Annotated in this window: 15 protein-coding genes; 5 read left to right on the top strand and 10 right to left on the bottom strand. The window is 60.4% G+C overall.

What is annotated here, in order from left to right; genetic code table 11:
• Positions 1-4: 4 nt before the first annotated feature.
• Positions 5-418, bottom strand: coding sequence for an RNA polymerase-binding protein DksA (gene dksA, locus PB2503_RS09920; RefSeq protein WP_013301123.1), 414 nt, complete (start codon positions 416-418; stop codon positions 5-7).
• A 332-nt stretch (positions 419-750) separates the two neighbouring features.
• Here dksA and PB2503_RS14365 point away from each other — a divergent pair, with 332 nt between their 5' ends.
• Positions 751-1839, top strand: coding sequence for a lysozyme (locus PB2503_RS14365; RefSeq protein WP_013301122.1), 1089 nt, complete (start codon positions 751-753; stop codon positions 1837-1839).
• A 29-nt stretch (positions 1840-1868) separates the two neighbouring features.
• On the opposite strand, the gene PB2503_RS09910 is transcribed toward PB2503_RS14365, so the two are convergent.
• Positions 1869-2258 carry a YkgJ family cysteine cluster protein gene (locus PB2503_RS09910; RefSeq protein WP_013301121.1) on the bottom strand — a complete coding sequence of 130 codons (390 nt, stop codon included), beginning with the start codon at positions 2256-2258 and terminating at the stop codon, positions 1869-1871.
• A gap of 68 nt (positions 2259-2326) precedes the next feature.
• Between PB2503_RS09910 and purB the strand changes: the two genes are divergently transcribed.
• Positions 2327-3634 (top strand): adenylosuccinate lyase, encoded by a 1308-nt coding sequence (gene purB / locus PB2503_RS09905; RefSeq protein ID WP_013301120.1) that lies wholly within the window; start codon positions 2327-2329, stop codon positions 3632-3634.
• A 23-nt stretch (positions 3635-3657) separates the two neighbouring features.
• On the opposite strand, the gene PB2503_RS09900 is transcribed toward purB, so the two are convergent.
• The 4 genes from PB2503_RS09900 to PB2503_RS09885 form a co-directional block, all read right to left on the bottom strand.
• Positions 3658-4362 carry a hypothetical protein gene (locus tag PB2503_RS09900; protein WP_013301119.1) on the bottom strand — a complete coding sequence of 235 codons (705 nt, stop codon included), beginning with the start codon at positions 4360-4362 and terminating at the stop codon, positions 3658-3660.
• 30 nt (positions 4363-4392) lie between these two features.
• Positions 4393-5166, bottom strand: coding sequence for an SDR family oxidoreductase (locus PB2503_RS09895; RefSeq protein WP_013301118.1), 774 nt, complete (start codon positions 5164-5166; stop codon positions 4393-4395).
• On the bottom strand, positions 5138-5461 hold the full coding sequence (locus PB2503_RS09890) for a DUF1476 domain-containing protein (protein WP_013301117.1): 324 nt from the start codon (positions 5459-5461) through the stop codon (positions 5138-5140). Before PB2503_RS09890 ends, PB2503_RS09895 begins: the two co-directional genes overlap by 29 nt.
• 205 nt (positions 5462-5666) lie before the next feature.
• Complete coding sequence (locus PB2503_RS09885) at positions 5667-5981, bottom strand: DUF1476 domain-containing protein (RefSeq protein WP_013301116.1); 315 nt, start codon at positions 5979-5981, stop codon at positions 5667-5669.
• A 178-nt stretch (positions 5982-6159) separates the two neighbouring features.
• On the opposite strand from PB2503_RS09885, the gene purC reads away from it, so the two are divergent.
• The 3 genes from purC to PB2503_RS09870 are packed head-to-tail and all read left to right on the top strand — an operon-like array spanning position 6160 to position 7917.
• Positions 6160-6948, top strand: a complete 789-nt coding sequence (gene purC / locus PB2503_RS09880; RefSeq protein WP_013301115.1) for a phosphoribosylaminoimidazolesuccinocarboxamide synthase — start codon at positions 6160-6162, stop codon at positions 6946-6948.
• The gene (gene purS, locus PB2503_RS09875) at positions 6945-7190 is read left to right on the top strand and encodes a phosphoribosylformylglycinamidine synthase subunit PurS (protein ID WP_013301114.1); all 246 of its coding nucleotides are present in this window, start codon (positions 6945-6947) and stop codon (positions 7188-7190) included. Before purC ends, purS begins: the two co-directional genes overlap by 4 nt.
• A gap of 16 nt (positions 7191-7206) precedes the next feature.
• Complete coding sequence (locus PB2503_RS09870; RefSeq protein WP_013301113.1) at positions 7207-7917, top strand: hypothetical protein; 711 nt, start codon at positions 7207-7209, stop codon at positions 7915-7917.
• On the opposite strand, the gene PB2503_RS09865 is transcribed toward PB2503_RS09870, so the two are convergent.
• From PB2503_RS09865 to glmU, 4 genes are all read right to left on the bottom strand, one after another.
• On the bottom strand, positions 7898-8824 hold the full coding sequence (locus PB2503_RS09865; RefSeq protein ID WP_013301112.1) for an outer membrane protein assembly factor BamD: 927 nt from the start codon (positions 8822-8824) through the stop codon (positions 7898-7900). The genes PB2503_RS09870 and PB2503_RS09865 overlap by 20 nt on opposite strands.
• 105 nt (positions 8825-8929) lie before the next feature.
• Entirely contained in the window at positions 8930-9895 is a 966-nt protein-coding gene (gene lpxC / locus PB2503_RS09860) for a UDP-3-O-acyl-N-acetylglucosamine deacetylase (RefSeq protein WP_013301111.1), read from the bottom strand.
• Positions 9896-10096: 201 nt separating this feature from the next.
• The gene (glmS, locus tag PB2503_RS09855; RefSeq protein WP_013301110.1) at positions 10097-11929 is read right to left on the bottom strand and encodes a glutamine--fructose-6-phosphate transaminase (isomerizing); all 1833 of its coding nucleotides are present in this window, start codon (positions 11927-11929) and stop codon (positions 10097-10099) included.
• A 6-nt stretch (positions 11930-11935) separates the two neighbouring features.
• Positions 11936-13339, bottom strand: coding sequence for a bifunctional UDP-N-acetylglucosamine diphosphorylase/glucosamine-1-phosphate N-acetyltransferase GlmU (glmU, locus tag PB2503_RS09850; RefSeq protein WP_013301109.1), 1404 nt, complete (start codon positions 13337-13339; stop codon positions 11936-11938).
• Positions 13340-13348 lie beyond the last annotated feature (9 nt).

Genomic DNA, 13348 nt, shown 5'->3' with positions numbered 1-13348 from the left:
CGTGTCAGTCGTCGCGATGCACTTTCTCGCGCCGCTCATGCATCTCCTGCGCCTCAAGGCTCATCGTGGCGGTGGGGCGCGCCTCAAGCCGCTTGAGAGAGATCGGCTCCCCCGTCACTTCACAATAGCCGTAGGACCCATCGTCGAGGCGACGCAGCGCGGAATCGATTTTCGAAATCAACTTTCGCTGCCGATCGCGTGCCCGCAATTCCAGCGAATGGTCCGTCTCGCTTGACGCACGATCGGCGGGATCCGCCATCTGCAGACTGTCTGTCTGCATCTGCTGGATCGTTCCCTTGCTCTGATTGAGGATTTCCGCCTTCCAATCGAGCAATTTCTGTCGAAAATATTCCTGCTGCCGCTCATTCATGAACGGCTCGTTATCAGTCGGGCGATAAGCGTCCAGCGCCTGTTCCATCGCGATCTCCCAACGAATGGCGCGTCAGTCCGGAAGCCCCGAGCCTAGCGCCCATCCCCCTTGCGCCCCGCCTCTAGCCGGGTGCGGCGATGGGGACAAGGGACGTTTAAGACAAGGTGAACGGGGGGTGTCGAAGACCTGTCGCCGTGAGGGCCGTTTCAGGGGTATCGGCGCCGTGAAACATCTCTAGGCGCTTGTTTTATCGAATTGTCTTCACGCGAACCGGGTCCCAGTTGCGCTTGTTAATGCTCAAGCGCGGCGAGCGGGCGGTGAATTGGTTCCCCAAGCGCATTTTCGTGGTATATCGTTAAGGAATGGCGGGGGACGGTCATATGCACATCAGCGGCGAGGGCATTGAGCTCATCAAGGCCTTCGAGGGGTTGCGCCTCGATGTCTATGACGATGGGGTCGGAATCTGGACGATCGGCTATGGGCACACCGGCGCGATCGAGGTTGACGGAAAACGCTATTCCAGTGTCGCGGCGGCCTATGACGACCTTGGTCCCTTTTCGATCAGTGAGGCCTATGCCGAAGATCTGCTGCGGGAGGATCTTCAGGTCTTCGTCGCGGGGGTCGACCGGGCGCTCAAAGTGACCCCCACCCAGTCGATGTTCGATGCCCTGGTTTCCCTGGCCTTCAATATCGGCGTCAGCGCCTTTTCGAAATCGACCGCCGTCAAGCGCCACAATAAACGCGATTTCGAAGGCGCCGCCGAGGCCATTACCTGGTGGAACAAGGCGGGGGGCCAGGTCCTCACGGGCCTTGTCCGCCGCCGCAGCGCCGAAGCGGCGCTTTATCTGCGCGATGTCGACGAATTGCTCGATGGCGGTGCTGTAACAAGCTCTGCGGGCAAGGAAGCCATAGAGGAAAATAGCCCGCGGCGCTCCAACCCCATCACGACCCGCACGACGGCGGGGGCCGCCGCCGCGGGCACGGCCGGCGCCGCCGGTGCAGGCACAGTGCTGCTCGAAGATCGGGAAAAGGCATCCGGCGACGGCGTCACGACAAAACCCGTCGACGAGGCCACGCCGCCTGCCCCGCCATCCACCGAAAGCGAAGACGCTACGCCGTCGGCGCCAATGGACGACCCAATGGACGACAATGAGGCCAGTTCCGCCTCAGCGCCCGCTGACCAGGGGGGCGAGGATGCCCCTCCCGCCGCAGAAGAGGCCGGTCAGTCCGACGATACCGGCACCGCCGCCGGGGAAGATGTCGAAGGGAGCCCCCCACCGGCAGCCTCCCCCCCGGCGGACGCCACCACGGAAGCCACCGAAGAGACAACGACGACAAGCTTCAGCGATACGGTGACCGAGAGCGATCTGACCGACGCGATCGTCATCGCCGCCGGAATCCTTGCGGTCCTTGCCGCCATCTATGTGATCGGGGCGCGTATCGACGACTGGCGGAAATGGCGCAGATGAGGAAGGCGACGCGCTAATCCGGAGGCGGATCACCAATTGCCGGTGGTCGCGACCCACTCCTCATCTTCCTGGACTTCTCGCTCGAAGGTCAAGAAATCATAATAGCCGCAACGATTCTGACTTGGGAAATCCCGACAGATCGCGGGCCGTGCCTCATAGACCGTACAATTCCGGGTTTCCGTATCGATCAGCCGACAGATCGACCCGAAATGCTCATCCTCTTTGTGACGAAGCACCCTTGGGCTGTCCTCATCCCCACGTTTGGAGAATTTGCGCCGCGCCGCTTCAAAGGTCAGACTATAATGCTCTGCCAGGCGGGAAATATCGTCGTCGGTGACGGGGATGTGTTGGTAGGAGCAGCAATACGCCGGACATTTAAGGCAATTATAGCGCTTGCGGGGCTTCGTCTTTTCCGCCATGGCCTCTCGATTTCTAGGAAAGGTCGGTCTTGCCCGCGTCCGGTGAGACTTGCAAGGCAAGAGATAGTATGATCCCGCGATATGCCCGCGCCGAGATGGCGGAAATTTGGAGCCAGGATACCAAGTATAGAATCTGGTTCGATATCGAAGCCCACGCCGCCACCGCCATGGCAAAGCTTGGAATCGTGCCCGAAGACGCGGCAAAGACCATCCGGCAGGAAGGGGACCGGGCCATCTTCGACGCCCGCCGAATCGACGAAATCGAGCGAACCACCAAGCACGATGTCATCGCCTTTCTGACGCATCTGGCGGAGCTGATCGGCCCTGAAGCCCGATTTGTCCATCAGGGACTCACCTCCTCCGATATTCTCGATACGACCTTATCCGTCCAATTGGTGCGGGCGACGGACCTCCTCGATAAAGGGCTCGACCGGGTCTTGACCGCGCTCGAGGCGCGGGCCTTTGAGCACAAAATGACCCCAACCGTGGGGCGTAGCCACGGGATCCACGCCGAGCCGCTGACCTTTGGCATCAAACTCGCCGGCTATTTTGCAGAGTTTCGCCGCGCCAAAGACCGTCTTGCCGCGGCGAGGGAAGAAATTGCGGTCTGCGCCCTGTCCGGTGCCGTCGGGACCTTTGCCAATGTCGACCCCTCGGTCGAAGCCTATGTCGCCGAGCAACTGGGATTGGCACCGGAACCCGTCTCGACCCAGATCATTCCGCGCGATCGTCATGCCGCCTATTTCGCCACCCTTGCGGTGATCGCCTCTTCGGTCGAGCGCTTGGCCACCGAGATTCGCCATCTTCAGCGGACGGAGGTGCGGGAGGCGGAGGAGTTCTTCTCGGCCGGTCAAAAAGGCTCCTCGGCGATGCCGCATAAACGCAACCCCGTTCTGACCGAAAATTTGACGGGGCTGGCCCGATTGGTTCGGATGGCGGTGATCCCCGCTCTCGAAAACGTCGCACTCTGGCATGAACGGGATATCAGCCATTCCTCAGTCGAGAGAGGGATTGCCCCCGATACCACCATTCACCTTGATTTTGCGTTGCATCGGCTCGCCGGCGTCGTTGAAAACCTCGTGGTCTATGACGACGCCATGGCGGCCAATCTGGCGCGCCTTGGCGGGCTTGTTCATTCGCAGCGCGTCCTTCTCGCCCTTACCCAGGCGGGAATCAGCCGCGAAGATGCCTATGAGATGGTGCAGCGTAACGCCATGAAGGTCTGGAAGGACGGCGGCACTCTTCTGGATTGTCTTTGCACGGATCCACAGGTGACTGCGGCGCTGTCCCGTGACGCTCTCGAGCCCCTGTTCGATATCAGCTATCACACAAAGCATGTCGACACGATTTTCGACCGGGTGTTCGGTCGGCATTGATCGGATCGTCTGTACCCGACCCTTCAGGCGGAGGCAGACGCCCCCTCTCCCGCCCGGTGGTCTGCATCTCGCACCGTTCTCACCCGATCGACGACTGCCGCGGCCGCGGCATGCAGGGTGTAGATGGCGAGCGCCATGAGGGCAAAGAGCTCTATTCGGTCGGGCTGGACCATCGGCAATAGGTTGGCAAGCTGGGACGCCAAAAGAACGCTCAACATCGCCAAGGGCGCGACCCGCCCGACCCTGCCGCGCGGTGCCGTCGCCCGCCAATAGGCGATCACAGCGACGACCAACAGGCCCGTTTCAAGCAATTGGGACGGCCAAAGATAGTCCCACAGGCCGAGGCCGAATTTCGGGGGGCCAGAAATCAGCGGCAGGTCAGGGCCGTGAACGATCAAATCGAGCACCCAATGGGAGCCGACGGCGGCGCCGATGAGAAGGCCCGCCGCGATCTTATGGGATCGTGCAATCAAGAGGCCGTAGAGAAGGCCGGAAATCACCGTCCAGAGAACCGTCGCCAGCAATCCGTGGGTGTACGGCATGTGATAAAGGTTGAGGTCCGACGCGGCCATGAACCCCGGCTCGATCGACGCCTTCTCGATCCCCGCGAGGATAAGCACTGACCACACAAAATCGACAAGCTGCGTCGCCACGATCAAATGCCAAAGCGGCACGGATCGTGTCGTTGTTTTCGCCGCGAACGCGACGGCGTAATGGCCGATAAACATCGCAAAAGCCCCCTCTTCCCGGGACGGGTCTTAGGTGGCGGTGATCCCCCCGTCGATAGTGAATGCCGAGCCGGTGACAAATCGGCTTTCATCGGACGCCAGATAGACCAGCATCGAGGCCACCTCATCGGGCTCACCGAGACGCTTCATCGGGATTTGTCGAGTGAGAGCCTTCTCCCCCTCTTCTCTATTCCCTTTCATCGCAATCATCGGTTCGATGATTGGTGTTCTGATGAAGACGGGATGCACCGAATTGCAGGTGATGTCATAGCCTGACTTTGCGCAATGGAGGGCGATGGATTTGGTCATCATCGTCGCGGCAGCCTTCGCGGTATTATAGGCGAGGAGATTTCGGTCGGCCTTCATCGCCGCCACCGACGACATCACGATGATGGATGACGGCCCGTTATCACGCAGATAAGGGAGAGCCGCCTGGGTCCCCAGAAAGATGCTGTCACAGTCAATCGCCATGACCCGACGATAGGTATCGAAGCTCTCTCGCTCGATGTCGCCGAAGGACGCGACCCCGGCATTATGCACGAGAACGTTGATCCCGTTCATTGTGGCATTGGCCCGCGCCACAACGGATTTCCAGGCCTCGGGATCGGACACATCGTGGGTAAGCCCCGCATCCGCGCCCAAATCCTGGCTCGCTTTTGACACCTTGTCCCCTTGGACATCGGTGATGACGACCCGCGCCCCTTCTTTCAGAAAGCGTTCTGCGAGGGCGTAACCAAGGCCCTGGGCCCCGCCGGTGATGAGTGCACGTTTGCCGTCAAGCCGCGGCTGATTTTGAGAGGTCATGAATTGCCTGTTCGTGATAGGCAATCATCTTTGCGCGAATCTCGTCCTCTGTCATCGTTTGACCTGCGGCGGCGAAATCACGGATGACTTTCCGCAATCCGGCTTCGGCGCGAGGAAATTCCAGATTGTGACGGATAATCGTCTGGGCATAGGCATCGGCTGCCTGGTTGGTGAGGCCCAGCTGCGCCGCCGCCCAATGACCGAATTGCCGATCTCGGATCGCCTCGATCCGAAATTTGAGCGCTTCCCGGTAGGAGTACTCCGCTTCGAAACGGCGGGCGCGATCCTTGAACATGACAGACTTCCTTATACGCGAGGGCAACAGAGATGAACGCACTCTTGATACTCGCGTAATCGGAAAAGTTTCATTTAAGGTTGTGGTAAAAAATTGTTTGCGCCCTCACCGCCCTCTGGCTTCCCTTGAGGCTTGAGGCTTGAGGCTTGAGGCGCCCCAAGACCCCCCAACTTCAATTTCTTGCCCCTAGTTCAGTTCACTGCCCCTATTTCAGTTCATTGATTGCCGCTTCCAGGCACTCGGCCATCTTGGTCCGAATCTCTTCGTCACTGATCTTTTTGCTGGCGCCGTCGAGGTCGGCACGCAATTTCCGAAAAACGTCATCGTCGCCGGGTTCCTCTAAATCCGCCCGCACAACGGCTTTGGCGTAGGCTTCGGCATCTTCCCCCGACAGCCCCAACAGATCCGCAGCCCATTTGCCCACAAGCTTGTCGCGGCGGGCTTCGATCTTGAATTTCAGTTCCTGATTGTGAGCGAATTCGGACTCAAAGCGTTTCTCGCGATCATTGAAACCGGTCATGTCTTGGATCTCCTCGGAATGGGCAACTCCCGCCGCTTCTAGGCCGCTTACGCCTCGACGCAAACGTCTTTGCGCGCGGGGTGCAGCGTGCTACCCCCAACTCCCGCCACAGGATTTGCGTTTCGATCATTTCGAGGGGCGATAGGGCGGGACCGTCTCTTACACGCGAAGGACACTCATGGCTCGCGGAAAACCTATCTACGAAGGCAAAGCGAAGATCCTCTATGAGGGCCCGGAACCCGGAACGCTCATCCAGTTTTTCAAGGATGATGCGACCGCCTTCAATAATCAAAAGCACGCCGTCCTTGAGGGGAAAGGCGTTCTCAATAACCGTATCTCCGAATTCGTCATGCAGGAATTGGAGCGCGTGGGCGTTCCCACGCATTTCATTCGGCGTCTCAATATGCGCGAGCAATTGATTCGGCATGTCGAGATCATTCCTCTGGAAGTCGTTGTCCGAAACGTGGCCGCCGGCTCGATTGCCAAGCGCCTCGGCATCAGTGAGGGGGATGCCCTCCCCCGCTCCATCGTCGAGTTCTACTACAAGGACGATGCGCTGGGGGATCCTCTGGTCGCGGAGGATCATATCACCGCCTTCAACTGGGCCTCACCCCAGGAAATCGACGACATGATGGCCTATGCCCTGCGGGTGAACGATTTCCTCTCCGGCTTGTTCGCCGCCGTCGGCATCCGGCTGATCGACTTCAAGCTTGAGTTCGGCCGCCAATATGAAGGGGACATGATGCGTGTCATCCTGGCCGACGAGATCAGTCCCGATAGCTGCCGGCTGTGGGATGTGCAGACAAAGGAATCCATGGACAAGGATCGTTTCCGTAAGGATCTTGGCGGGGTCGTCGAAGGATACCGCGAAGTGGCCCGGCGCCTCGGGATCATCCGCGATGACACTGAACGATCGGACACAAGTGGGCCGGTTCTTGTGGCCTCCAACGGAGAGCCGACGACGTGAAGGCGAGAATCGAAGTTTTCTATAAGGCCGGTGTTCTCGATCCAGAAGCCAAGGCGGTCGGGCGGGCATTGGGGGCGCTTGGCTTCGATGCGGTCACAGAGATACGGCAGGGCAAGGTGATCGAGCTGTCCCTCGCCGTCGAGAGCGAGGAAGAGGCCCGTCACCAGGCCGAGGCGATGTGCGAGAAACTCCTCGCGAATCCCGTCATGGAGAGATATCGAATCGACCTCATCCCTGACTAGACCGGAGGGCGCACCGTTGATCGATCTTGCCTCTCTCGCTGGCTTCGCCGGCGCCTATCCTGACAAGGTCTGTCTACTGAGCCATCGGCTCGGTGGTCATCCGGATTTGTCCGCCGCGAGTTTGCAGATTCTGGCCTGCGAATTACCGGCAAATGCCGTGGTGGGCGCCGATGACGAAAAGCTGCCCGGCGCGATCGCCGTCCAATCCCTCGCCACCGGGGCGCAATCCGCCATCACCTTTCGGAAATTGGAGAATGTGCCGCGCTTTTGCGCCATTACCGGGGGGCTCACCTCTATGCTCGGCCCTCTCCTCGGTGGACTTGGTCGGTCGGCCGAGTTCGGCGAGGTTACGATCACTGGGTTTGGGCCGGCAACGGAAGAAGCGGCCGACCCGCTTCCTACCCATCGGCTATTGCTCCAATTGCGGGGCGATGCCCATTGTCTGGTGAGGGGCGAGGACGGAGAGGTGAGCCTCGATCTCACCGCCAATGGTGGGGTTTTCCTCCCCGCCGGAACCGCCTTCAAGGCCAAACACGGCGCTGGACCGACCTTTCGGCTGGAATTGCCCTGGATGACCCCGGCCCTCAAAGACGCCGCCGATGCGCGGGCGTTTCGCTCGTTGCTTGGACAAAGGGATACAGTCTATCGCCCCCGACCGTGGCAGGCAGGGCTCTATCGCGTGCTTCGTCGGTTACGGCTTGCGCCGTCTACTGATCAGCTTCGGTAATCGCCCCGAGCAACGCTTCGCTGGCCGCAGTTCTGGCGCCGAGTCGCCCGTCGGGGGGGGAGGCACTCGAAGCTGTGGCCGTCAGGGCGGGCTCAGCCGCCGTTGGGGCAACCCAGCTATTGAGCGCCGTGGTATCGGTCAGTCCCCGGCGATCCAGCATCCGATAGGAATCCCGATACCAATTTGAGTCCGGATAATTATGGGCCAGGATCGCGGCATGACGCTGCGCCTCAAAAGCGACCCCCATCTCCAGATAGGCCTCCACCAATCGATGAAGCGCCTCCGGCACATGGCTGGTGGTTTCATAGGTCGTCAGCACTTCGTTGAAGCGATTGATCGCCGCAATGTGTTCGTTACGCTTGAGATACCAGCGCCCGATATCCATCTCTTTCCCCGCCAGGTGATCGCGGGTCAGGTCAAGCTTTAACGAAGCGTCCCGGGCGTAATCGGAATCCGGATATCGACGAATGACATCCTCAAGCGCCGAGAGCGCCTGGGCGGTGATATCTTGATCCCGCCCCACATCCCGTATCCGCTCATAATAATTGATCGCCCGCAGATAATAGGCATAGGCCGCATCCTTGTTGCCCGGATGGACAGCGAGAAAGCGGTCGATACTGGCGATCGAGGCGTCATAATTATTTTGGAGATATTCCGAATACGCCACCATCAACATCGCGCGACGAGCCCAACTGGAATAGGGGTGCTGACGCTCCACTTCTTCGAACAGAAGGACAGCTTCTTCATAGCGCCGCCGCTCGAGGGCATCCGCCGCCTTGCGATAGAGGATCTCCACCGGCTCCTCGACATAGGCGAGGCGGTCATCCGGGGCATTGCCAAAATTCGAACAGCCGCCAAGGGCCAATAGGACGGACCCCAGAGCGGTAAGGGCAATTTTGCCGGACATGCGGAAACCTTTCTCGACCGACGCTGTGTTTAGGTGAGGGTCGAGCCGGCGGTCAAATCCCTTGAGGGTCAAGAACCCTACAATTCGGCAGGCTTTGCCCTGACCTCAAGCGCCCACCGCCCGTGCCGAAACCGCGGCGGTGTCGTGGGCCTGTGCCAAGGTCACAGCGCCCTCATCGAGCACCTGCTTGGCGAATTGCGTATTGATGTCATGCCCCGGCTTCATCGCCACCAAGCGCGCCGCCAGCGGCGCGCCGAGAAGGTGCAAGTCGCCGATGAGGTCGAGCGCCTTATGGCGAACGAACTCCCGATCCCGTCGCACCCCCCCCTCATTCAGGATCGAGCCATTGTCGACCACGATGGCATTATCGAGGGAGCCGCCAAGGGCCAACCCCTGAGCGCGCATCGCTTCGACATCCTTGAAATGACAAAAGGTCCGTGCATTGGCGAGTTCATCGTTGAACAAGCCGTGAGCTGGATCGAGGGAGAGGCTCTGCCGTCCGATCGCGGCATCGGCATAGTCGACCGTCACATCGAGCGCGAGGCGAGGTGTCTCTTCGGGATCGAGAGGCATCGCCGCAATCAGGCTACCGCCCTTTTTGACCATCAAGGGGCGATTGAGCCGCCAATAATCCCGAGCGGCGCCGAGAGACCGCGTCCCGGTCTGGGCGATCGCCTGGGAAAAGGGCGCCGCGCTGCCATCCATGATCGGCACTTCGGGGCCATCGACATCGATGAGCGCGTGATCGATGCCAGCACCGGAAAGGGCTGCGAGAATATGCTCCACCGTTGAGACACTGACCCCAAAGCGATTGGAAATCACAGTCCCAAGGGTCGTCGCACTGACCGATGCAGGATGCGCTTTGATCGTGACACGGTCGAGGGTCGCCGCCTGGCTTTCGGCGCTGACGCCTTCCATCAAATCACGACGGCGAAACAGCAGCCCCGTGGCGAGGGGGGCCGGCCACAGGGTCATGGTCACCGACTGCCCGGAATGAAGCCCGATGCCAGTGAGCACGAGACGCCCTTTCAGGGTTCTCGCCATCCCGATAAAATCGCCATTCTTGGCCATCACTGCCTCCCGTCCCCGCAGGGGTGCCTTGACACAGGCACTGATTTCCAACGGCCATCACCGCCAAAACAATTCGCGCGAAAAGGCCGAAGCCCATCGCCGACAACCATCTTGATATTGTTATGGGGATGACTCGCCAGACCTTGAAATAACGCTATGTTACGGCCTGTAACCACGCTATATGTTATTGAAATTATTGATCTATTCTACAGTAACGGACTTTGCGAGATTGCGGGGTTGGTCAACATCGGTGCCTTTGATCACGGCGGCGTGATAGGCCATGAGCTGAATGGGGACGGCGTAAAGGATCGGGGCGATCAGTGGATCGATCGCCGGCAAGGTGATGGCTGCGGTCAGATCTCCCCCTTCCTGGGCCCTTGCGACCCCCGCCGCCGTCGATAACAGGATGCACCGCCCGCCCCGGGCCAACACCTCCTGCATATTGGACAGGGTCTTCTCGAAATGCCGATCCTCCGGCGCAATGACGATCACCGGCACCCGCTCGTCAATCAGCGCGATCGGACCGTGTTTCAGCTCACCCGCGGCATAGCCTTCCGCGTGAATGTAGCTGATTTCCTTCAACTTTAACGCTCCTTCCAAGGCGATGGGATAGGAGGTGCCACGGCCAAGATAGAGGACATCCCGCGCCCCCGCGACGTGATCGGCCACCGCCGCAATCGACGCCTCTTGCGTCAAAATCGCGGCGAGCTGACGCGGCGCTTCGAGCAGCACCCGGCACAGGCGCACCTCTTCGTCAGGGGCGATCACCCCGCGTGCCACCCCGGCCCGGACGACAATCGATGCGAGGCTGGCCAATTGGCAGGTAAAGGCCTTGGTGGAGGCAACGCCAATCTCGGGCCCGGCCTGAATTGGATAAAGACAATCGGCTTCCCGCGCGATGGTGCTTTCCGGGACATTGACGACCCCGCCGATATGGCAGCCTTTGGCTTTCGCTTCGCGTAAGGCGGCGAGGGTATCGGCCGTTTCCCCCGACTGGGAAATGAACAGCGCGGCGCCCTTCTCAGGATAGACCACATCGCGATAGCGCAATTCCGAGGCGATGTCGGTCTCGACCGGAAGGCGCGCATAGGTCTCAAACCAATATTTTGCCACTAAGCCGGCATAATAGGCGGTGCCGCAGGCAGAGATCAGGAGACGGTCGATGGCGGCAAAATCGATTTCGTCTTCGATCGGTACCGTCCGCCCTTCAACGGCGTCGATATAGCCTGTAAGGGCCCGACCGACGACTTCCGGCTGCTGATGGATCTCCTTCGCCATGAAATGCCGATATTCGCCCTTTTCGACGATCGCGGCACTTGCGGAGGAGATCTTCTCCTCCCGCTGAACCGGAGCGCCATCGGCACCGAACACGGTCATCCGTCCCCGGTCGATCCATCCCCAATCACCATCGGCGAGATACGTGACATAGCGGGTAAACGGCGCCAATGCCTGCGAGTCAGAGCCGATAAACATCGCCTCTTCGGTGCGTCCTATGGCGAGGGGGGAGCCGCGCCGGGCAAAATAGAGGTGGTCGGGGTCGGCCTCGACCATCACGGCCAGGGCATAGGCGCCCTGGAGACGACTGACGGCATCGGCAAAGCTCGTCTTGGGGTCCTTTCCCGCGGCAATATCATGACCAATCCATTTGGCGATCACTTCGGTGTCGGTATCGGACTGGAATGTCTCCCCCTTCTCGATCAGCTCACGACGTAAAGTCGCGAAATTCTCGATGATGCCATTATGCACCACTGCTACGCCCTGGCCGAAATGGGGGTGGGCATTCTCCTCTGAGGGGCGTCCATGGGTTGCCCATCGGGTATGGCCGATCCCACGATCGCCCTCCAATGGCCCTGCGGCCATCTTTTCCCGCAGGGCGGCAAGCTTGCCGGTCGCGCGCCGCCGATGGATGATCCCGTCGTCATTGAGGACAGCAACCCCCGCCGAGTCGTAGCCGCGATATTCAAGACGCGCCAATCCTTCAAGCAAGGCCCCTGCTGCATCTTCGAGCCCAATGACGCCGACAATCCCGCACATATCGCCTCAGCTTTCTCGCTTTTTCGTTTCCATGCGCCCTTTGTAGGAGGCCGCCCACCCTGCCTTGCTCAGCTGGCGCCCCCTCGCCACGGCAAGACTGTCCGGCTCGACCGTCTTTGTAATGACGGAGCCGGAACCGATATAGGCCCCCGCCCCAATCGTCACCGGCGCGACCAAAGAAGAATTCGATCCCACAAAGCAATTCTCGCCGATCAGAGTACGATGCTTTTCGTAGCCATCGTAATTACAGGTAATCGTCCCCGCACCGATATTGCTTCCCGCCCCAATCTCCGCATCGCCGAGATAGGTCAGGTGGCTTGCTTTGGCCCCGCGCCCGAGGCTTGTGTTCTTGGTCTCGACGAAATTGCCGACCCGCGCTGCGGCGCCGACCGAGGTGCCCGGACGCAACCGCGCAAAGGGACCGACCACCGCCCCCTCCTCGATCACCGCCCCTTCGATATGGCTGAACGCTTCGATCCGTACATTCGCGGCGATGCGCACCCCGGGACCGAAGACAACATGCGGCGCCACCGTGACGTCTTCGGCAATCTGCGTGTCGAAGGCGAAATAGGTACTGTCCGGGTCTTCAAGGGTCACGCCCGCCAGCATCATCTCCAGCCGAAGGCGCCGCTGAAACGTGGCCTCGGCGGCGGCAAGCTCCGCCCGGTTATTCACCCCTTGGGTTTCCTCGGATGCGGCAAGCACGATGGCGGCCCGCCCTCCCGCAGCCACGGCCATCTGGGGAAGGTCCGTCAGATAATACTCCTTCTGCGCATTATCGTTCGACAGCGAGGGGAGATGGTGCCTGAGGCTTACAGCGTTCACGGCCATCAGACCGGCATTGCAGAGGCGGCTCGCCCGCTCCGTCTCAGTGGCGTCCTTATACTCGACAATCCGGTCGAGATCCCCATTGGGTCGCCGGATCAACCGGCCATAAGCGCCCGGATCGGCGGGCTCGAACCCCAGTACACTGACCGCCGCCCCCCCCTCGATCTCGGCAATCAGCCTCGACAGGGTTTGAGGGGTCAAAAGGGGGGTATCCGCATAAAGCACGAGCACCGTCCCCTCAAAGCCTTCAAGACTCGGCAAGGCCATCTGTACGGCATGCCCGGTGCCTTGCGGCGGATCCTGAACGGCGATGGCGGCCTCACTATCGAATGCCCGTGCCGCATCGGCCACGGCCTCGGCGCCACTGCCGACGACAACGGTCTGGCGATCCGCCCCCAAGGCCTGCCCCAGGGCCATGACATGGTGAAGCATGGGCCGGTGGCCGATAGTATGCAGCACCTTCGGTCGGGCGGATTTCATCCGCGTTCCGTGGCCCGCGGCCAAAATAATGCAGGCAAGCGCGCCCATACCGACCTCCTCGATGGGACCATTGTTGCCGATCCGCCGGTCGAGGAAACACACGATTTGTTG

Origin of the sequence: Parvularcula bermudensis HTCC2503 (assembly GCF_000152825.2) — a bacterium.
GTDB lineage: Bacteria > Pseudomonadota > Alphaproteobacteria > Caulobacterales > Parvularculaceae > Parvularcula > Parvularcula bermudensis.
This window is presented reverse-complemented; position numbering and strand designations above follow the sequence as displayed.